Here is a 20,138-nt window from a genome sequence, read left to right as displayed (position 1 = left end):
CCCGGGAGCGCCCCCATTTTTGGGATCTCCAGCCCATACATCAGGTCAGGCCGTGACTCGCGTGCCGAGGAAGCCGCGGATGAGCTGGGCGACGTCGTCGCACGCGGACTCCAAGAGGAAGTGGCCGCCGTCGAGCAGGTGGATCTCGGCGTCGGGGAGGTCGGCGGCGAACGCTTCAGCGCCGGCCGGCCCGAAGATCTCGTCGCCGCGGCCCCACACCGCGAGCAGCGGCACCCGGCTGGCACGGAAGTATTCGTGCAGGCCCGGATAGAGCGGAGCATTGGTGGCGTAATCGCGAAACAGCTTCAGCTGCACCAGATCGTTGCCGGGCCGGGCGAGCAACGCGTAGTCGTGCTGCCAGGATTCGGGATCGACCAGCGTCTCGTCGGCGACGCCGGTGACGTACTGCCAGCGGGTGGCATCGAGCGTGAGGAACTGCCGCACCGGCGCCTCGGTGGCCGGCGTCTGCTCCTGTTGGTACGCCCGCACGACCTTCCAGAAGCTCTCGACGAATCCCGCGTCATAGCCATTGCCGTTCTGGCTGATGATCGCGGTAACGGCGGCCGGGTCGCGCAGCGCGAGCCGCCAACCGATCGGTCCGCCGTAGTCCTGGACGTACATGGCGTACCTGTCGACGCCCAGGGTTTCCAGCAGACCCGCCGTGAGGTCGGTCAGCGCGTCGAAGGTGTAGTCGAACTCGCCGACCGGTGGGGCGTCGGACAACCCGAAGCCGAGGTGATCCGGCGCGATGACGTGGTATTTGTCGGCGAGGGCCGGGATCAGGTGGCGGAACATGTACGAGCTGGTGGGAAACCCGTGCAGGAGAACCACCGCGGTAGCGGCCGGGTCCCCGGCCTCCCGGTAGAAGATCCGATGGCCGTCGACGGTGGCGTATCGATGATGAACAGGCATGGCATTCCTCCCGACTCAATGCATTTCAGCATCGTGCGCCCCGGCGGCGTCCGATGGAGGTGCGCGGATCCCAGAGTCCAGATTTATGGGTTATACGACCCAGTATGCACCAGACGGGCATCGCGCAACAGTCCGCTAAACGGATATGTTGCCGAGCGCTTCCGGCTGCCATATTCTGGGCCAACCATCCCAGTTGACGGCTCGCTCGATGCGGGCCAGTTCGAGGTGACACAGTGGGCACACTCGTTTCGGTGAACGTGGGCTCGCCCAAAAACGTGCAATGGCGGGATAAGACCATCCACACCGGGATCTGGAAGACCCCCGTCGAGGGGCCGGTCATGGCGCGTCGGCTGAACCTCGACGGCGACGGCCAGGGGGATCTCGCCGGTCATGGTGGGGAGCAACGCGCCGTGATGGTGTACCAGAGCGAGTCCTACGCCTTCTGGAAGGCCTACCTGGGGCGCGACGACCTGCAACCCGGACACTTCGGCGAGAACTTCACCGTCACCGGGCTCGCCGACGATGACGTGTGCATCGGGGATCGCTACCGGATCGGCGCCGCCGAGTTCGAGGTGACCCAGCCGCGTGTCACCTGCTTCCGCGTCGGCATCCGCCTCGACGAGCCCGACATGCCCAATCTTCTTGTCTCTCAACACCGTCCGGGCTTTTACTTCCGGGTGATCACCGAGGGCCACGTGCGGGCCGGCGACGACATTGTGCGCACTCGCCGCGGCCGTCACGAATTGAGCGTGGCCGACGTCGACGCCCTGCTCTATCTGCCCGACCGCAACCTCGAAACGCTGCGCAAGGCGGTCGACGTTCCGGCGCTCAGCCCAGGCTGGCAGCAGTCGTTCCACGACCTGCTGGCCGCACGCGATGGCACCGCGCCGGCGGCACCACCCATCGAACCCGGGTGGAAGGGGTTCCGCGGCCTACGCGTCACCCAAACCCGACGGGAGAGTTCGCAAGTGCTCTCGATCAGGCTCGAGGCCGACGACCGGAGTTCGCTTCCGCCGGCCCTTCCGGGCCAGTACCTGACGGTCAAGGTCACCGGTGCCGGCGAGCCCGCGCCGTTGCGCAGCTACTCCCTGTCCGATGATTCCTCGGCCGGCTCCTACCGGATCAGCGTCAAGCGCGAGGATCGCGGCGTGGTGAGTCGCTGGCTGCACGCCCATATCCAGCCGGGGTCGGTGATAGCTGCGGCCGCCCCGCGCGGCGACTTCTACCTCATCGATGACGGCGACCCTGTCGTCCTGTTCTCCGCCGGCATCGGGGCGACGCCCGTCCTGGCGATGTTGCACGCGCTGTCCGCGGCCGGGAGTCGGCGCGACATCTGGTGGCTGCACACCACGCGCAATCGCGAATCCCAGTCCTTCGCAGACGAAGTCACGGCACTCATCGCGTCGTTGCCGCACGCCAGGCAATGCGTCTTCTACACCGAAACGCAGGGCCGCCTGCGCCGAGAGTCCATCGCGGCATTGGGCCTGCCCAAAAATGCCGCCGTGTACCTGTGCGGTCCAACGCAATTCATGACGGAAATGCGTGACGGCCTGACCGGCATAGGGTTCGATCCCGCCCGCATCCACAGTGAGCTGTTCGGCGCGCTGCCGGCGATCAACCCGGGCATCGTCGAGGGCGGGGAGCGCAAGCCGTCGCACCGCCCGGTCGGTCCACCGGGCACTGGGCCCGCGATCACGTTCGCGCGCAGCGGATTAACTGTCGCCTGGTGCCCTCGCTATCGGAGCATCCTGGACTTGGCCGAGGCCTGCGACGTGCCCACCCGCTTTTCCTGCCGTAGCGGGGTGTGTCACGTGTGCGTCACCGGAGTTGTCGCGGGGTCGGCCACTTACGTTCAGCAGCCGTTGGAGCCGCCCGATGACGGGTCGGTCCTCATCTGCTCTGCGGCCCCGGAAACCGATCTGGTGCTGGACCTCTAGGTCTTCACGCGGCGATTGCCCGCTGACCTCCGGTCGCGTGCAGAATGGCGCCGTTGACATAGCTGGCATCCGGTGAGGCGAGAAAGACCACTGCGCTTGCGATTTCACTTGCATCGGCCGGTCGTTGCAGCGTGGTGATGGCCGCTATGGTGTCGAGTACACCCGGAAGTGCGTTGGCCCCGGGCGTGTCGGTCGGCCCCGCGGCCACCGCATTCACCCGCACGCCCGACGCGCCGAATTCATCGGCCCAGACACGCGTCAGCTGATCCACGCCGGCTTTGGTGGCCCCGTAGATTCCCGCCCCGCGGGTCGCTACCGATGCGGCCAGAGTGCTCACGTTGACCACGGCACCACCGCCCCGGGCGGCCATGGCCGGCACCAACTGCTGGACCAGGATGTACGGCGCGCGCAGGTTGACGTTGACGTGTTCGTCGAAGGTCGCGTCGTCGGTGTCCGCCGTAGGGCCGAACTCGTAGATTCCGGCATTGTTGATCAGGATGTCCACCGGTCCCGCCTCGGCGGCCAACCGCCGGACATCGTCGGCGACGTTGAGGTCGGCGGCGACGAAACGTGCCTTGCCACCGGCATTTTCAATGTCACGAACGGTTTTGGCGCCGCGCTCGGCATTGCGGCCCTGCACCACGACCCGTGCGCCGCGAGCCGCGAGCTGCAGTGCGACTTCACGGCCGATCCCCGATGTCGCGCCGGTCACCAATGCGGTCGAGCCGGCCAAAGTTGTTGCCATCGAAACCCTGCCTCCAAGAGAGAAGTTCGTGTGCCTCTCGGTAAGCAGCGGCTCGCGGGTAATTATTCCTACGGGTTGAGCGGGACGGCCGCCTCCGCGGTGTAGCACAGGAAGGTCAGCGTCTCCTGGAGATACAGCTGCACGGTGTCCGCGTCGTGGCTGGTGTACCCGATCGACACGTCTTGCCCGAGCTGCAGGTCGAAGTCGCCGCCGCGGGTGGTCAGCACGAAGGCGCCGTCGATGGCCGGCGCCCAGATGATGTCTCCGGGGACCAGCCGGTCGATGTGTTCAAGGATCGGATAGCCGTGTTCGGTCGTCTCGCTGACCCGCGTGTAGACGTCGGCGGACAGCAGCACCGAGTAAGGGCCGTCGACACCGGCCAGCCGGAGTTCGGAGATCGCCTGGGTGATGACGTCGGGGATCTCGCGCGGATCCGCCGGCAGGGTCAGCGACTTGTTGGAGCTGGCCGAGCGGATGCCCTCGATGGATGCCGCAGCGTAGCCCTCGAAGATGGCCCGGTCTTCCACGAACGCCAGCTTCTTGGCGGCGTCCTTGACCGGGTCCCAGTCGGCGTCGTTGGCGCCGCGCTCGACGTTGTCGATCTCGTAACGCGACAGGGTGAACGGAACCCGCAGTCGGACAAGGGGTTTGCTTTCCCGAAGGTGGGCTTCCACGCCATCGGTGGGGGACGCCGCGTTGGCGAGCCGACCGGTGCTCACCGCGGCGGTGACCGGCCCGCCGGGCTCGCTGACGTCGACCACCCGGCGCCCGGCGATGTGGCGTTTGAAGGTGCGGGCCGCCTCCAATTCGATTTCTTTCCAAGCAGCTTCGGTGACCGGTGCCAGGTCGCGGTAGAGGTTGTTCATGAAATGGTTCCTTTCAGGCTGCCGATCGAAAGTGAGCCGTTCTGTGCAACAGGCGTTTCCGCCACCGGCGCTGCGGGCAGCGGCGGCGGATCGTCGAGAAAGTCGAGGGTGGGGGAGAAGAACAATCCGCCGGTGACGGCCGTGGAGAAGTCCAGGACGCGGTCGGTGTTGCCGGGCGGGTCGCCGAGGAACATGTTGCGGAGCATCCGTTCGGTGACTTGCGGCGTACGCGAATACCCGATGAAGTACGTGCCGTATTCGCTCTTGCCGAGCTCGCCGAACGGCATGTTGTGCCGCACGATCTTCAGTTCTGTGCCGTCGTCGTCGGTGATCACATTGAGGGCGATGTGGGCGTTGGCCGGCTTGACGTCGTCGTCGAGCTCGATGTCGTCCAGCTTGGTGCGCCCGATCACGCGCTCCTGCTCGGTGACCGAGATCGAATTCCACGATGACATGTCGTGCAGGTACTTCTGCACGTGCACATAGCAAGAGCCGGCGAAGGCGGGGTCCTCGTCGCCGATCGCGGTGGCGCTGGTGGCCAGCGCGCCGTCCGGGTTCTCGGTGCCGTCAACGAATCCGAGCAAGTCGCGGTTGTCGAAGTAGCGGAAACCGTGCACCTCGTCGACCACGGTGACCGCGCCGGCCATCGATTTGAGGATGCGGTCGGCCAGCTCGAAGCAGACGTCCAGGCTCTCGGCCCTGATGTGGAACAACAGGTCCCCGGGTGTGGCGGGAGCGGTGTGCCGCGGTCCGGTCAGCTCGGGGAACCGATGCAGTTCGGCGGGCCGCGGTCCGGAGAACAGGCGATCCCACGCGTCGGAGCCGATCGAGGTGATCGCCGACAACCGTTTCTGCGGTTCGCGGAAACCGATCGCGCGCACCAGCCCGGAAATGTCGGGCAGCGCGTCGTGCACCGCCTTCTCGCCGCCGTCGTCGATTGTCACCACCAGGAAGATCGCCGCGGGGGTCAGCGGCGCGAGGATGGGTTGCGGCTGGACGGGGGGCACTCTGAGGACCCTAGCGTGGCGAAGGCGAGCGCCGGAAGCGGCGCGAGTAAGGAGCGCGCAATCGAACCCAGCGTGAACTGCATGGCGGCCGACAGCCATGATGTTCAACATGTCCGGCGGGCCTCGAAACCAGGCGAAGTCCTCAGCGAGTGCGCAAGGACTTTGCGATTTCATCGACGCCTCTCCGTCGCCATTTCACGTGTGCGCCACGGTGGCCGCCCGGCTGATCGCTGCCGGATACACCGAACTGAGTGAGGCTAAACACTGGCCGTCCGAGCCGGGGCGCTACTTCACTGTGCGGGCGGGCTCGCTGGTCGCCTGGAATTCCGACGGCGCCGACGGGCCATTCCGAATAGTGGGAGCGCACACCGACAGCCCCAACCTCAGGGTCAAGCAGCATCCCGACCGGGTAGTCGCCGGCTGGCGGGTGGTGGCGCTGGAACCCTATGGGGGCGCGTGGCTCAACTCGTGGCTGGACCGGGATCTGGGCATCAGTGGGCGCCTGTCGGTGCGGGCGGACGACGCGGACGGCGGGATCGCGCACCGGCTGGTGCGCATCGACGAGCCGATCCTTCGGGTGCCGCAGCTGGCCATCCATCTGGCCGAGGACCGCAAGTCGCTGACGCTGGACCCGCAGCGACACGTCAACGCGGTGTGGGGTCTCGGGGAGACACCGCGGTCATTCGTCGATTACGTCGCGGAGCGCGCCGGGGTGGCAACGTCCGACGTGCTGGCCGCCGATCTGATGACCCACGACCTGACCCCCGCCACGGTGATCGGGGCCGACGCCGGCCTGCTGAGCGCGCCCCGGCTGGACAACCAGGCCAGTTGCTATGCGGGGCTGGAGGCGCTGCTGGCCGTGGAACGGGCCGGGGCCCAGCTGCCCGTGTTGGTTATTTTCGATCACGAGGAGGTCGGATCGTCGTCGGACCACGGCGCGCAATCCGACCTGCTGGGCACCGTGCTCGAGCGAATCGTGCTGGCGGCCGGCGGTAGCCGCGAGGACTACCTGCGCCGGCTGCCGGCCTCGCTGCTGGCCTCGGCGGACATGGCGCACGCCACCCACCCCAACTATCCGGAGCGGCACGAGCCCGGCCACCCGATCGCGGTCAACGCCGGGCCGGTGCTCAAGGTGCACCCGAATCTGCGTTACGCCACCGACGGCCGCACCGCCGCGGCGTTCGCGCTGGCCTGCCGGCAGGCCGGAGTGGAGCTGCAGCGCTACGAACACCGGGCCGACCTGCCGTGCGGGTCGACGATCGGGCCCCTGACCTCCGCGCGCACGGGCATCCCCACCGTCGACGTCGGCGCCGCTCAACTGGCGATGCATTCCGCGCGCGAGTTGATGGGCGCGCACGACGTGGCCGCCTACTCGGCCGCGATGCAGGCGTTCCTTGCGCCGGCCTGACGCTTCAGTCGGTCGTCGCCGCGCCGTGCAGTAGCGCGTCCAGCAGTCCATCGAAAGAGCTGCCGAGCGCCGACGAGGCCTGGCCGCGGTACCGGGCCTCGGTCGCGCACGGGCTGACCCTGTGGTTGTGCACGGCCAGCGCCGGCGAGCTGTGGCAGCGTCCCGACATCGCTCTGGCGCTGGCCCAACGGTATTCCTTTGCCTACGCCGACCTGGATACGGCCGCGGCGCCGGCCGAGATCGCCGGCTAGCGACGGCTGCTCGGCCATCTCGGCGCCCGGGGTGCGCACAGCCCTAGACTGTCTGGCGTGACTGTCTCCGGGACGAGTGCGCGCACCCAGGCCATCGACACCGTCGAGCACGCCGCCACCACTCCCGACGAACCGCAGCCCTTCGCCGAGCTGGGCCTCAAAGACGACGAATACCAGCGCATCCGCGAGATCCTCGGCCGTCGCCCCACCGACACCGAGCTGGCGATGTACTCGGTGATGTGGAGCGAGCACTGCTCCTACAAGTCGTCCAAGGTGCACCTGCGTTACTTCGGTGAGACCACCACCGACGAGATGCGCGCCGGCATGCTGGCCGGCATCGGCGAGAACGCCGGCGTCGTCGACATCGGCGACGGCTGGGCCGTCACCTTCAAAGTCGAGTCGCACAACCACCCCTCCTACGTCGAGCCCTATCAGGGCGCGGCCACCGGAGTCGGCGGGATCGTCCGCGACATCATGGCGATGGGTGCGCGACCGGTCGCGGTGATGGACCAGCTTCGGTTCGGCGCCGCGGATGCGCCGGATACCCGTCGCGTGGTCGACGGCGTGGTCCGCGGCATCGGCGGCTACGGCAACTCGTTGGGCCTGCCCAACATCGGCGGCGAGACCGTCTTCGATGCGTGCTACGCCGGCAATCCGCTGGTGAACGCCATGTGCGTCGGTGTGCTGCGCCAGGAAGACCTGCATCTGGCCTTCGCCTCCGGCACCGGCAACAAGATCATCCTGTTCGGTGCGCGCACCGGGCTCGACGGCATCGGCGGGGTGTCGGTGCTGGCGTCGGACACGTTTGATATCGAAGACGGCGGGGGACCGGCCCGCAAGAAGCTGCCATCGGTTCAGGTCGGCGACCCGTTCATGGAGAAGGTGCTCATCGAGTGCTGCCTCGAGCTGTACGCCGGTCACCTGGTGGTCGGCATCCAGGACCTGGGCGGTGCCGGATTGTCTTGCGCTACTTCGGAATTGGCGTCAGCGGGCGACGGCGGGATGGCGATCCAGCTCGAGACCGTGCCGCTGCGAACCAACCAGATGACGCCCGCGGAGATCCTGTGCAGCGAGTCCCAGGAGCGGATGTGCGCCGTCGTCACCCCGGAAAACGTCGACGCCTTCATGGCGGTCTGCCGCAAGTGGGACGTGCTGGCCACGGTGATCGGCGAGGTCACCGACGGCGACCGGTTGCGGATCACCTGGCAGGGCCAGACGGTCGTCGACGTGCCGCCGCGCACCGTCGCCCACGAAGGCCCGGTCTACCAGCGTCCGGTCGTCCGCCCCGACACGCAGGACGCCCTGAACGCCGACAGCTCGACGCGGCTGCCGCGGCCGGCCACGGGTGACGAACTGCGCGCTACTTTGCTTGCGCTGCTGGGCAGTCCGCACCTGTGCAGCCGCGCATTCATCACCGAGCAGTACGACCGCTACGTGCGCGGCAATACCGTGCTGGCCGAGCACGCCGACGGCGGCGTGCTGCGCGTCGACGAATCCACCGGCCGCGGCATCGCCTTGTCGACCGACGCGTCCGGCCGCTACACGAAGCTGGATCCCTACGCGGGCGCCCAGCTCGCGCTCGCCGAGGCCTACCGCAACGTCGCCGTCACCGGGGCGGCCCCGGTCGCGGTGACGAACTGCCTGAATTTCGGTTCGCCCGAAGACCCCGGAGTGATGTGGCAGTTCTCGCAGGCGGTGCGCGGCCTGGCCGACGGCTGTGTGGCCCTGGGCATTCCGGTGACGGGCGGCAACGTCAGCTTCTACAACCAGACGGGGTCCACGGCGATCCTGCCCACCCCGGTGGTAGGGGTGCTCGGCGTCATCGACGACGTCGGCCGGCGCATCCCCACCGGCCTGGGCACCGAGCCCGGGGAAACCCTGATGCTGCTTGGGGATACGCGCGACGAGTTCGACGGTTCGGTCTGGGCGCAGGTGACCGCCGACCATCTCGGCGGGCTGCCGCCCAGGGTGGACCTGGCCCGCGAGAAGTTGCTGGGTGAGGTGCTGCGTTCGGCGTCGCGCGACGGCCTGGTGTCCGCGGCGCACGACCTGTCCGAGGGCGGCCTCGCGCAGGCCATCGTCGAGGCCGCTCTGGCCGGCGAAACCGGTTGTCGCATCGTACTTCCCGAAGATGCCGACCCGTTCGTGACATTGTTCTCCGAGTCGGCGGGCCGCGTGTTGGTGGCGGTGCCGCGCACCGAGGAGAGCCGGTTCCGTTCGATGTGCGAGGCGCGGGGGCTGCCGGCGGTGCGCATCGGCGTGGTCGACCAGGCATCCGACGTGGTGGAGGTCCAGGGACTGTTCACGGTCTCGCTGGCCGAGCTGCGCCAGACCTCCGAGGCGGTGCTGCCGCGGCTCTTCGGCTGAGTGCCCGCAGCGAAATCTGATGTCTGACAAGCGTTTCCGTCGGACTGGCGCATTGTCTCTGGCCGCCGCGCTGGTCGGCTGGAGCTTCGTCAGTCCCCGGTTGCCGGCCTGGTGGCGAGCGGTGCTGCAGGCCGGCGTGGCCGGCCTGCTGGTGTCGATCACGCGTGCGCGCCTTGGCCTGGTCCCGCCCCGGTTACGGGCGGGTCTGCGGCTGGGGTCGGTGGCCGCGTTGCCGACTGCTGGCGCGGTCGCGGCGAGCACCCTGCTGCCGCCGGTGCGCCAATCGATGGCCGGCCGCGAGCAACCGGCGACGGCTCCGGACTGGCTGCTGCTGCGGATACCGGTGGCCACGGTGTGGTCGGAGGAGTCCGCCTTTCGCGGGGCGCTGGCCGCCGCCGGCTCCGCCGCATACGGGCAACGCGGCGGACGGTTGTTGCAGGCCGGCGCCTTTGGCCTGTCGCACATCGCCGATGCGCGCGCGACGGGTGAGCCGGTGGTCGCCACCGTGCTGGTCACCGGGATCGCGGGCTGGCTCTTCGGTTGGCTGGCCGACCGGTCCGGCAGCCTGGCCGCGCCCATGCTCGCGCACCTGGCCATCAACGAAGCCGGGGCGATCGCCGTGCTCGCCGTGCAGGCCTCGAAGCGCTGACCGGTCGCCTGGGTTCAAGGTCGCGGTCTCGAGCGGCGGGCCCCAGGATTTTGAGACCCTGGGGTATGGCCCCGCGCGACAAAGCCGATCCGGCGAAGACCCGCCAGGCCGTGCTGGCCGTCGCGGACTGGCTACGCGACGAATCCCGTCCGGCGCCCGACCGGCAGGAATTGGCGACGGCCGTGCGGCTGACCGCCCGCACCCTGGCCGCCGTTGCGCCCGGGCGCAGCGTCGAGCTGCGCATCCCGCCGTTCGTCGCCGTGCAGTGCATCGCCGGACCCACCCACACCCGGGGCACGCCACCCAATGTGGTGGAAACCGACCCGCGGACCTGGCTGCTGCTGGCCACCGGAATGTCGTCGTTCGCCGAGGCCCACAGCAGCGGTGCGCTGCGGCTTTCCGGCTCGCGTGCCGGTGAGATTGGACACTGCCTGCCCTTGTTCGATGTGGGCTGAACATAACCCTGAACTGCAGGTTTAGGGAATTTCGCCGGCAATTCGTCGCTCAACACGCCCGGGGGATTCGTCGGCGTGGCTCCGGTGCCCGTAGACTTTGTTACGTCACCAACCGTTCCCCGGGGAGCTGCCTAATTGTGACCGTCCAAGAGCCCGAAGAGGATTTCAGCGCACCCCGCGAAGAATGCGGTGTATTCGGGGTGTGGGCCCCGGGCGAGGACGTCGCCAAACTCACCTATTACGGCTTGTACGCGCTGCAGCATCGCGGCCAGGAAGCCGCCGGCATCGCCGTCGCCGACGGATCCCAGGTGCTGGTCTTCAAAGATCTCGGCCTGGTCAGCCAGGTGTTCGACGAGCAGACGCTGGGCGCCATGCCGGGCCACGTCGCCATCGGCCACTGTCGCTACTCGACCACCGGCGACACGACCTGGGAAAACGCGCAGCCGGTGTTCCGCAACACCGCGGCGGGCACCGGGGTTGCGTTGGGACACAACGGGAACCTGGTCAACACCGCCGAGCTCGCCGCCCGCGCCCGCGACGAGGGGCTGATCGCCAAGCGCGCCCCGGCGCCGGCTACCACTGACTCGGACATCCTGGGCGCGCTGCTGGCCCACGGCGCGGCGGACGCGACCCTGGAGCAGGCGGCGCTGGACCTGCTGCCGACCGTTCGCGGCGCGTTCTGCCTCACCTTCATGGACGAAAACACCCTGTATGCGTGCCGCGATCCGCATGGGGTGCGGCCACTTTCGCTCGGACGGCTGGATCGCGGCTGGGTGGTGGCCTCCGAAACGGCGGCGCTCGACATCGTCGGCGCGTCGTTCGTGCGTGACATCGAACCGGGCGAACTGCTGGCGATCGACGCCGACGGCGTCCGTTCCACGCGCTTCGCCAACCCCACCCCCAAGGGCTGCGTCTTCGAGTACGTCTACCTGGCGCGACCGGACAGCACGATCGCCGGCCGATCCGTCCATGCGACGCGGGTGGAGATCGGTCGCCGGCTGGCCCGGGAGCGTCCCGTCGAAGCCGACCTGGTGATCGGCGTGCCCGAGTCGGGCACGCCCGCCGCGGTCGGATACGCGCAGGAATCGGGCATTCCCTACGGCCAGGGTCTGATGAAGAACGCCTACGTCGGGCGCACGTTCATCCAGCCGTCGCAGACCATCCGCCAACTCGGTATCCGGCTGAAGCTCAACCCGCTTCGCGAGGTGATCCGCGGTAAGCGACTCATCGTCGTCGACGACTCGATCGTGCGCGGGAACACCCAGCGTGCCCTGCTGCGGATGCTGCGCGAGGCCGGTGCCGTCGAAGTGCACGTCCGGATCGCCTCGCCCCCGGTCAAATGGCCCTGCTTCTACGGCATCGACTTCCCGTCGCCGGCCGAACTGATCGCCAACGCGGTCGAAGACAAGAAGGAGATGCTCGAGGCGGTGCGGCACGCCATCGGCGCCGACTCGCTGGGCTACATCTCGCTGCGCGGCCTGGTCGCGGCCTCCGAGCAGCCGGCATCCCGGCTGTGCACGGCGTGCTTCGACGGCCAGTATCCGATCGAACTGCCCGGGGAGAGCGCGTTGGGCAAGAACGTCATCGAGCACATGCTCGCCAACGCCGCGCGCGGCGCCGGCCTCGACGATCTCGCGGCCGACGAAGTGCCCGTCGTGCACTGAGGGAACTCGGTTGCACACCTTCGCCGACGTTTGATACCGGCCGTCACCGCCGCCCGGTAGCCTTTATCACGATGACGGATCCCGGAAAGAGCCCCGGACGCCACCGCGGCAGTCAGGGCATCACCTACGCGTCGGCCGGGGTGGACATTGAAGCCGGCGATCGTGCCGTCGAATTGTTCAAGCCGCTGGCCACAAGAGCCACGCGACCCGAGGTTCGGGGCGGCCTGGGCGGATTCGCCGGCCTGTTCGCACTACGCGGCGACTACCGCGAGCCGCTGCTCGCGGCGTCCACCGATGGCGTCGGCACCAAGCTGGCGGTCGCCCAGGCGATGGACAAGCACGACACAGTCGGGCTGGACCTGGTCGCGATGGTGGTCGACGACCTAGTGGTGTGCGGCGCCGAACCGCTGTTCCTGCAGGACTACATCGCGGTTGGCCGCACGGTCCCGGAACGGTTGAGCGCCATCGTCAGTGGCATCGCCGAAGGATGTGTGCGAGCCGGCTGCGCGCTACTGGGCGGCGAGACGGCCGAACACCCCGGTCTGATGGAGCCGGACCACTACGACATCTCGGCCACCGGCATCGGTGTCGTCGAGGCCGACGACGTGCTGGGGCCCGACCGGGTCAAACCCGGCGACGTCATCATCGCGATGGGCTCGTCCGGCCTGCACTCCAACGGATATTCGCTGGCGCGCACCGTGCTGCTCGAAATCGATCGGATGAACCTCGAGGGCTATGTGGAGGAGTTCGGCCGCACCCTGGGTGAAGAGCTGCTCGAGCCCACCCGCATCTACGCCAAGGACTGCCTGGCGCTCGCGGCAGAAACCCACGTCCGCACCTTCTGCCACGTCACCGGCGGCGGGCTGGCCGGCAACCTGCTACGCGTCATCCCGCACGGGCTGGTCGCCGAGATGGACCGCGGCACCTGGACGCCCGCGCCGGTGTTCGCCATGATCGCCCAGCGCGGCCGGGTGACGCGCGACGAGATGGAGAAGACGTTCAACATGGGCGTCGGCATGATCGCCATCGTGGCTCCCGAAGACACCGACCGCGCTCTGGCCATCCTGACCGCCCGGCACCTGGACTGCTGGGTGCTGGGCACCGTCGGCAAAGGCGGGAAAGAGGGCCCGCGGGCCAAGATGGTCGGTCAGCACCCGCGATTTTAGGGAGCTCGGACTCCGGTACAACTAACGCGGCGCCGGTGCACTACGCATCGGCGCCGGGAAATTGGCTCTACCGCCGCCAGCTGTCCTGGTCGTCCCAGGATTCGTCGGATCCGTCGCTGTCCAGGTCGTTGGACCCGTCCGAACCCGTTCCGGACAGCTCTTGCTGAAGCCGCTGGAAGTCGGTCTGCGGAGAACTGTATTTGAGTTCTCGAGCAACCTTGGTCTGCTTTGCCTTAGCCCGGCCGCGGCCCATGGGGGAACCCCCTCGCGCAATAACGGAGCGGCCTAACGAGTAGGCGGCTCCGATCTCCTGGTGTCGTATTGTCCTGCCAACAGTTTACCGTGCCCCGCCACCGGACGTTGGCGCCCCCTGCTTGCTGTGGCGGACGTTACCGTTCATTATCCCGCACCGCCCCGCAACCGTTCAACAGCTAACCGTCCGGCGCCGATCTGTTCGGTTGCAGGCAGGGAATCGGCATCGATCACCGCAGCCACCGAGGCCTCCGCTCCGGTCGCCAATTCCGTGTCGGCGGGCAGCCCGCGCTTCAGCAGTGCCAGCGCTATGGGCCCGAGATCCACGTGGTCGACGACGGTGCCGACGCGGCCGACCGTGCGGCCGCCGGCCAGCACCGGATCCGCGGCGGACGGCCGGTCCACCGATCCGTCGAGGTGCAGCAGCACCAGCATGCGGGGCGGCCTGCCCAGGTTGTGCACGCGCGCGACGGTCTCCTGCCCGCGGTAGCAGCCCTTGTCCAAGTGGACGGCCCCAACATCGGGGCCACCGATCCATCCCACCTCGTGCGGAATCGTGCGCTCATCGGTGTCGACGCCGAGACGGGGTCGCACCGCCGCGACGCGGTGGGCTTCGTAGGCCCACACCCCGCCGGGCCGCACCCCGGCCTGTGCCAGGCGATTTCGCCAGTCGGCGACCGCCGCGCGCGGAACCAGCAGGTCCAGCTCGATCTGGCCGCCCGGGGTGCCGGGCATCCGCCGCACGAAGCCGTCACCGACGGCAACCGCGGTGAGCTCGGCGGGCAGCGCGTCCACCCCGAGCGCGTCGAGAACCGCCTGGTCGGCCAGCTTCGGGCCGAGCAACGACAGCACGGCCAGATCGGCGCCGGCCGGGGTGACCTCCGACCAGAACACCATCTTGCGCAGGTATTGCAGCAGCGGCTCGGCCCGCCACGGCTCGGTGTCGAGGTAGGTGGTGCCGGCCAGCTCGGTCTGGATCCAGTGATCCTCGACGCGGCCCTGGCCGTCGAGGCTGAGGTTCTGCGTGCTGGCGCCGTCGGGCAGGTCGCTGACGTACTGCGTCGAAATGCTGTGCAACCAGGTCTGCCGGTCCTTTCCGGTCAGGGTGAGCACGCCGCGGTGCGAGCGGTCGACCAGGATCACCTCGGTGTCGGCCGCACGCTGCTCGCCGAGCGGGTCGCCGTAATGCCAGACGGCACCGGCGTCGGGTCCGGTCTCGGGTGCGGGAACAGCGCGGGTCACGAGTCAACTCTACGGACCGGCCGGCCCCGGGCGGCCCGGCGTCGCCGCGCTTGCGATCGCGGGCTGGGGGTCATTGGATAGGCTTCTCCACCATGGCCGGCCCAACGGGTGTGATCGTCACGCTGGACGGCGAAATACATTCGCCCGACGCGCCCCTGCTGCATGCCGACGACCTGGCAGCGGTCCGCGGCGACGGAGTCTTCGAGACGCTGTTGGTTCGCGACGGCAGGGCCTGTCTGATCGAGTCGCATCTGCAGCGGCTGACCCAGTCGGCCGCGCTGACCGATCTGCCCGAACCGGATCTGCCGCGGTGGCGAAACGCGATCGAGGCGGCCACCCGGCAGTGGTGCGCGGGCAGCGCCGACGAGGGCGCGATGCGGTTGATCTACAGCCGCGGGCGCGAGGGCGGTTCGGCGCCGACGGCCTTCGTCATGGTCAACGCCGTTCCCGAACGGGTGACCGCAGTCCGGCGGGGAGGGCTGGCGGCGATCACGCTCGACCGCGGGCTGGCCGCCACCGGTGTCGATGCGATGCCGTGGCTGCTGGCCGGCGCCAAGACCCTGTCCTACGCGGTCAATATGGCGGCCCTGCGCCATGCCGCCCGTCAGGACGCCGGTGACGTGATCTTCGTCAGCACGGACGGCTACATCCTGGAAGGCCCACGCTCGACGGTGGTGATCGCCACCGCCTCCGAGACGCCGTGCCTGCTGACGCCGCCGCCGTGGTATCCGATCCTGCGCGGCACCACCCAACAGGCCCTGTTCGAGGTGGCCAGGGACAAGGGCTATGACTGCGACTACCGGGCGCTGCGCGTCGCGGATCTGCATGCCGCCCAAGGTGTTTGGCTGATCTCCAGCATGACCTTGGCCGCCCGCGTGCACACCCTCGATGGCCGCCCACTGCAGCCGTCACCGATGGCGGCGGACTTCGCCGAACTGATCGACGCCGCCATCGTCCACGATCGCTGAGCGCTGAATTCTGTTGTCGGCTGGCCGATTCGCCGGTACGGTCGGTCGTACACAAGGAAGGAGGTGGTCCGCGAAATTGATAGCTTCATGGACATGTGAGGTGGCTGCGCGCTAGCAGCACCTGCTCGGAAGAGCTGGCGTCACAAGTGCGCTAGCGAATTCCCCGCAGTCACCCGGCCCCCGAGCTTCCGGTTTTTGTCCAACCAGGAACGCGGCTCGGGGGCCGCTCCATGTCTGGAGGCGGTTGCTAGCCGGCGAAGCGGGACAGCCGGGCCGAGAGATGCGGCACCAGACCACCGTCAGCGTCCACTCGCTCCTCGACGTAGGCGAGGTCGCCGCCCTCGACGATGCCGTAGAGGCGTTTGGCGCCGCCGACCAGCACGCCCGACCTGCTGCGGGCCAGCGCGTCGGTGACCAACTCCCACGACGACTGGGTCAGCGGGCGGCCGTAGAACAGTTCGACGTAGCCCGCCGAATGGGCCAGCAGCAGTTCGATCGCGTGAGACTCGCCGGGGTCGTCGGGATCGGGGACGAAGCGCCAGAAACCGGTCTCGCGCAGGCCGCGTTCTTCGTAGTCGCCCGTCGCGCTGAGCCGCCAGGATCGAGCTTCCCAGTTCAGGTAGTCGCCGCCGTCGTGCGAGACCACGATCTGCTGGCCGAACCGGTAATCACCGTCGTGCCCGCGGCCTTCGCCTTCGCCGCGCCAGACACCGACCAGCGGCAGCAGCGCCAGCAGGTCATCGCTCAGGTTGGCGCCTTCGCGCAGGTTCGCGGTGTCGGCGGGCAGGGGCAGGTCATCGTAGGACGGGATGTTGCGGCCGGCGGTCAGCTTGGCGCGCTCAGCGGCGGCGGCCACGGCCCGGTCGCCGGAACCGGCGGAACTCAGCGGTTCGTCGGAACTCACGACTCGTCAGTGATGAGCCGATAGAGGGTGTACAGGGCGAACCATGAAATCACCACGACCGCCACAACCAGCATGATCTCGAAGAACAGCACCACGGGGACAAGTCTATTCGTCCCGCGGCGTCCCTGTCGGGAGCGGCTGGCGGGTCAGGCGATCTTGACGTCGACCTCGTGGATGCCTGCACCGGACGGCGCCACCACGGCGTCGCCGTTGCCGGCCTTCGACAGGGCACGCAGCGTCCAGGATCCCGGCGCGGCGAAGAACCGGAAGTCACCGGTGGCCGACGCCACCACCTCGGCGGTGAACTCGTCCGAGGAGTCCAGCAAGCGGACGAACGCGCCTCCCACTGCCTGGCCCTCGCCGTCCACGACGCGACCGGTGATCACCGTTTCCTTCTCCAGGTCGACGCTGGCGGGCAACGTCAGTCCTTGTTTCGGTGCAGAGCACATATCAGCTTCCCAACTCGATCGGGGCACCCACCAGGGAGCCGTATTCCGTCCAACTGCCGTCGTAGTTCTTCACATTCCGATGCCCGAGCAATTCATAAAGAACGAACCAGGTGTGCGACGACCGCTCGCCGATGCGGCAGTAAGCGATCGTTTCCTTGTCGCCGTCGAGGCCGGCGCCGGCGTAGAGCTCGGCCAGCTCCTCGTCGGATTTGAAGGTGCCGTCCTCGTTCGCGGCCTTGCTCCACGGCACGTTGATGGCGCCGGGGATGTGGCCGGGCCGCTGGCTTTGCTCCTGCGGCAGGTGCGCGGGGGCCAGGATCTTGCCGGAGAACTCGTCGGGGGAGCGCACGTCGACCAGGTTCTTCACGTTGATGGCGGCGATGACGTCGTCGCGGAACGCGCGGATGCTGTTGTCCGGTGCGGCGGCGGTGTACGACGTCGCGGGTCGGCTGACGGGGTCGCTGGACATGTCGCGGCCGTCGAGCTCCCACTTCTTGCGGCCGCCGTCGAGCAGCTTGACCTTCTCGTGGCCGTACAGCTTGAAGTACCAGTAGGCGTAGGCGGCGAACCAGTTGTTGTTGCCGCCGTAGAGGATCACGGTGTCGTCGTTCGAGATGCCCCGCTCGCTGAGCAGTTTGGAGAATTGCTGGGCGTCGACGAAGTCGCGTTTGACCGGGTCCTGCAAGTCGGAGCGCCAGTCCAGCTTGATCGCGCCGGGGATGTGGCCGGCGTCGTAAGCGCTGGTGTCTTCGTCGACTTCGACGAAGACGACGCCTGAGGCGTCGAGATTGCTCTCAGCCCAGTCGGTGGAGACCAGGACGTCGGAGCGTGCCATGGAGTGGATCCTTTCAATCGCTTTTGTTACAGCAGGTCAGGTGGGACGCGCGGGGCGCCGGAAACGGGCCACCAGCGGGTAGAGCTGGCAGCCGAGGCAGATGCCGAAGGCCGCGTTGAGAAACGCGGCCGCGAGGGCGGCCGCGGTGGCGATGACGCCGAACAGGACGGCACCGGTGGCGAATCCGGCGGTTCCGAGCACCGCGAAGACCAAGCCGACCAGTTGGGCGAACTTCAGCGGTGGGGTCGGCTCGCGATCCTGCACCGGCCCCAGCCGCGGCGCGACGACGGTGGCGAAGATCCGGCCGTATGGGTGCTTGCGCGGCCCACCGGCCGCACCGATGGCGAAGATGACGGCCTGGACGGCCAGGATCACCGCGGCGGCCAGCGGACTTGCCGCGGACACGACGAGCGCGAGCACCAAGACTGCGGTGGTGACCCAAGCTGCGAATCGTGGTCCACGCACGTCGACCAGGTCGGGCTGCGTGGTGGTGTTGCTGCTTGGCAAGGTAATACTCCTCGATACCTCTGTTGCTGACGGAAACGACGAATGGAGACGTGCCACGGTCTGGAACCCGGGCCGCTCCGAGTGCTACGCGGAAGCGCGGCTACTCAGCAGCAACAGCAACAACAACAGCCCGCAGTGCGGCACAGCTCAACTGCGCGGCGCTGGGTGAGCATGGGCTCGAGGCGGGCTGACACGTTGGTCAGCTTACCCAATGACGCGGTGGTCAAGCCAACAGCGGTTTCAGGGCGGACCGCAGGTCGGTGCTGCTGGGCACTCCGGACGTGCGGTATCGCTGCCGGCCGTCGACGTCGAAGATCAACGTGGTGGGCAGGGACAGGACCGAATACCGGCGTGCGGTCTCCGGATTGGCGTCCAGGTCTACCTCGACGTGCGCCACGTCGCCCAGGTCGTCGCAGACCTGCTCGACGACCCGGCGGACCCGATCACACGGCCCGCACCACGGGGCGCTGAAATGCACCACGGTCGGCCCGCTGCGGGACAGACCCAGCGCCGCGATGTCGAAGTCGGTGTCCCGATCCGGCCTGGTGTCGATTTCGCGGATGCGTCCGGAGCGCCGGGTCAGCAACCACCCGGCCAGGGTTGCCGCGGCGAGCACCGCGACGGTCACGACGATGACGGTCATGACTGCTTAAACCCATCGAGGGTCACGGTTACTCCATGGGTGATGCCCTCGATGATGACGTCGGATCCTCGAGCGCCCTCGGTGGTCGGTGCGACACCGAAGGGCAGGCGCTGATTGGGCAGCCTTCCGCTGAAGGCGTGCAGCACGGCGTCCTGTTCGTCCGCCGGCACAGTCTGGTTGGCAGTGTCCGATCCGGTGAGCACACCGGTCGGGGTGAACACCAGCGTCGCCGGGTCATCGGGGGCGATAGACAGGTCGACCGAGACGCTGACCCGTCGATCGAAGCCCGCCGATTTGGGTGTGCCGGTGAACACCAGCCCGTGGCTGTCCGAGATGCCCGATGCGGTCACGCCGCCGGTGGAGGTGTTGGTTTCCTTGGGCGGTGCCTCGACCATCAGGTCGCTGATGCCCATATACCGGCCTAGGTGCGTCGAGTCGATGATGATGCGGCTTTCCAGCTTGCCCACCGCGAGCTTCGCGTCCGGGCTGATCAGCCACGATGCCCGGGCGAGATCCACCGAGTACATCGTGGCCTCCAGGGTGGCCCTGCCGGTCATCGCGTGCTCGACGGCGTTGGCCTTGATCTCCACCTGGCTGTAGTTGCCGCGCATCGCCTGCGGAATGAAGGGAAATGCCACGATGGCCACGAACGGGTCGGTGCCCAGCCGGGCCGCTTTACGGACGCTGGACGACAGCCGGTATTCGGCATAGATGCTGGTCCCGTAGTCGAAACCGATCGCGCCCAGGGCGACCACCGTAACCAGGATCGCCGTCGCGGTCACAGCAATCAGCATCTTGCGCACGCGCATATTGTGGCGCAACACCCGAGAGCCGGCCGCCGCCGGATCCGTCGTGGTGGAGCTCACATCGGCTTGTCTGCCACGCGAAAAAACCAGGTAACACGTTATCGT

Annotated in this window: 21 protein-coding genes and 1 pseudogene; 9 read left to right on the top strand and 13 right to left on the bottom strand. The window is 68.2% G+C overall.

The genetic code is table 11. From position 1 onward, the window contains the following. Positions 1-45: 45 nt before the first annotated feature. Positions 46-912, bottom strand: coding sequence for an alpha/beta fold hydrolase (locus B8W69_RS05510; protein ID WP_085288919.1), 867 nt, complete (start codon positions 910-912; stop codon positions 46-48). 233 nt (positions 913-1,145) lie between these two features. Between B8W69_RS05510 and B8W69_RS05505 the strand changes: the two genes are divergently transcribed. Then, positions 1,146-2,849 carry an MOSC and FAD-binding oxidoreductase domain-containing protein gene (locus B8W69_RS05505; protein WP_085288918.1) on the top strand — a complete coding sequence of 568 codons (1,704 nt, stop codon included), beginning with the start codon at positions 1,146-1,148 and terminating at the stop codon, positions 2,847-2,849. A gap of 4 nt (positions 2,850-2,853) precedes the next feature. On the opposite strand, the gene B8W69_RS05500 is transcribed toward B8W69_RS05505, so the two are convergent. The 3 genes from B8W69_RS05500 to B8W69_RS05490 form a co-directional block, all read right to left on the bottom strand. Continuing rightward, the gene (locus tag B8W69_RS05500) at positions 2,854-3,594 is read right to left on the bottom strand and encodes an SDR family NAD(P)-dependent oxidoreductase (protein WP_085288917.1); all 741 of its coding nucleotides are present in this window, start codon (positions 3,592-3,594) and stop codon (positions 2,854-2,856) included. Between the two features lie 68 nt (positions 3,595-3,662). Continuing rightward, positions 3,663-4,460, bottom strand: a complete 798-nt coding sequence (locus tag B8W69_RS05495; protein ID WP_085288916.1) for a family 1 encapsulin nanocompartment shell protein — start codon at positions 4,458-4,460, stop codon at positions 3,663-3,665. Then, the gene (locus B8W69_RS05490; protein ID WP_085288915.1) at positions 4,457-5,467 is read right to left on the bottom strand and encodes a Dyp-type peroxidase; all 1,011 of its coding nucleotides are present in this window, start codon (positions 5,465-5,467) and stop codon (positions 4,457-4,459) included. Before B8W69_RS05490 ends, B8W69_RS05495 begins: the two co-directional genes overlap by 4 nt. Before the next feature lie 100 nt (positions 5,468-5,567). Here B8W69_RS05490 and B8W69_RS05485 point away from each other — a divergent pair, with 100 nt between their 5' ends. The 7 genes and pseudogenes from B8W69_RS05485 (at position 5,568) to purM (ending at position 13,427) form a co-directional block, all read left to right on the top strand. Further along, entirely contained in the window at positions 5,568-6,875 is a 1,308-nt protein-coding gene (locus B8W69_RS05485; RefSeq protein ID WP_110881853.1) for a M18 family aminopeptidase, read from the top strand. A gap of 53 nt (positions 6,876-6,928) precedes the next feature. Beyond that, positions 6,929-7,126 (top strand): annotated as a pseudogene (locus B8W69_RS31230) (aminoglycoside phosphotransferase); the annotation flags it as partial. A 57-nt stretch (positions 7,127-7,183) separates the two neighbouring features. Further along, positions 7,184-9,493: a phosphoribosylformylglycinamidine synthase subunit PurL gene (purL, locus tag B8W69_RS05475; protein WP_085288914.1), complete on the top strand. Its 2,310-nt coding sequence runs from the start codon at positions 7,184-7,186 to the stop codon at positions 9,491-9,493. Between the two features lie 19 nt (positions 9,494-9,512). After that, positions 9,513-10,142, top strand: coding sequence for an Rv0804 family intramembrane glutamic endopeptidase (locus tag B8W69_RS05470; protein WP_181447332.1), 630 nt, complete (start codon positions 9,513-9,515; stop codon positions 10,140-10,142). A 65-nt stretch (positions 10,143-10,207) separates the two neighbouring features. Next, positions 10,208-10,597, top strand: coding sequence for a sterol carrier family protein (locus B8W69_RS05465; RefSeq protein WP_085288913.1), 390 nt, complete (start codon positions 10,208-10,210; stop codon positions 10,595-10,597). A gap of 137 nt (positions 10,598-10,734) precedes the next feature. Continuing rightward, on the top strand, positions 10,735-12,261 hold the full coding sequence (purF, locus tag B8W69_RS05460; protein ID WP_085288912.1) for an amidophosphoribosyltransferase: 1,527 nt from the start codon (positions 10,735-10,737) through the stop codon (positions 12,259-12,261). Positions 12,262-12,332: 71 nt separating this feature from the next. After that, positions 12,333-13,427 (top strand): phosphoribosylformylglycinamidine cyclo-ligase, encoded by a 1,095-nt coding sequence (gene purM, locus B8W69_RS05455; RefSeq protein WP_085288911.1) that lies wholly within the window; start codon positions 12,333-12,335, stop codon positions 13,425-13,427. 67 nt (positions 13,428-13,494) lie between these two features. On the opposite strand, the gene B8W69_RS05450 is transcribed toward purM, so the two are convergent. Beyond that, entirely contained in the window at positions 13,495-13,680 is a 186-nt protein-coding gene (locus B8W69_RS05450; protein WP_085288910.1) for a DUF3073 domain-containing protein, read from the bottom strand. Between the two features lie 146 nt (positions 13,681-13,826). Continuing rightward, positions 13,827-14,921: a CAF17-like 4Fe-4S cluster assembly/insertion protein YgfZ gene (gene ygfZ, locus B8W69_RS05445; protein WP_085288909.1), complete on the bottom strand. Its 1,095-nt coding sequence runs from the start codon at positions 14,919-14,921 to the stop codon at positions 13,827-13,829. A 110-nt stretch (positions 14,922-15,031) separates the two neighbouring features. Here ygfZ and B8W69_RS05440 point away from each other — a divergent pair, with 110 nt between their 5' ends. Beyond that, positions 15,032-15,889: an aminodeoxychorismate lyase gene (locus B8W69_RS05440; RefSeq protein WP_110881852.1), complete on the top strand. Its 858-nt coding sequence runs from the start codon at positions 15,032-15,034 to the stop codon at positions 15,887-15,889. Between the two features lie 247 nt (positions 15,890-16,136). Here B8W69_RS05440 and B8W69_RS05435 read toward each other — a convergent pair whose 3' ends face one another. The 7 genes from B8W69_RS05435 to lmeA all read right to left on the bottom strand — a co-directional run bounded on the left by B8W69_RS05435 (position 16,137) and on the right by lmeA (position 20,036). Continuing rightward, positions 16,137-16,793: a heme-binding beta-barrel domain-containing protein gene (locus B8W69_RS05435; protein ID WP_085288907.1), complete on the bottom strand. Its 657-nt coding sequence runs from the start codon at positions 16,791-16,793 to the stop codon at positions 16,137-16,139. Between the two features lie 146 nt (positions 16,794-16,939). Beyond that, positions 16,940-17,242 (bottom strand): DUF1416 domain-containing protein, encoded by a 303-nt coding sequence (locus B8W69_RS05430; protein WP_007777644.1) that lies wholly within the window; start codon positions 17,240-17,242, stop codon positions 16,940-16,942. 1 nt (position 17,243) lies between these two features. Next, positions 17,244-18,077: a sulfurtransferase gene (locus B8W69_RS05425; protein ID WP_085288906.1), complete on the bottom strand. Its 834-nt coding sequence runs from the start codon at positions 18,075-18,077 to the stop codon at positions 17,244-17,246. Between the two features lie 36 nt (positions 18,078-18,113). Next, entirely contained in the window at positions 18,114-18,584 is a 471-nt protein-coding gene (locus tag B8W69_RS05420; RefSeq protein WP_085288905.1) for a DUF4395 domain-containing protein, read from the bottom strand. Between the two features lie 104 nt (positions 18,585-18,688). Then, positions 18,689-18,778, bottom strand: a complete 90-nt coding sequence (locus B8W69_RS32095; protein WP_369332967.1) for an Ms5788A family Cys-rich leader peptide — start codon at positions 18,776-18,778, stop codon at positions 18,689-18,691. 29 nt (positions 18,779-18,807) lie between these two features. Next, positions 18,808-19,227 carry a thioredoxin family protein gene (locus B8W69_RS05415; RefSeq protein WP_085288904.1) on the bottom strand — a complete coding sequence of 140 codons (420 nt, stop codon included), beginning with the start codon at positions 19,225-19,227 and terminating at the stop codon, positions 18,808-18,810. Next, positions 19,224-20,036, bottom strand: a complete 813-nt coding sequence (lmeA, locus tag B8W69_RS05410; RefSeq protein WP_085289018.1) for a mannan chain length control protein LmeA — start codon at positions 20,034-20,036, stop codon at positions 19,224-19,226. Before lmeA ends, B8W69_RS05415 begins: the two co-directional genes overlap by 4 nt. Positions 20,037-20,138: the final 102 nt, after the last annotated feature.

It is taken from the genome of Mycolicibacterium vulneris (genome assembly GCF_002104765.1).
GTDB lineage: Bacteria > Actinomycetota > Actinomycetes > Mycobacteriales > Mycobacteriaceae > Mycobacterium > Mycobacterium vulneris.
The sequence above is the reverse complement of the archived record's forward strand: the minus strand, read 5'-3'. Positions and strand labels throughout refer to the sequence as shown.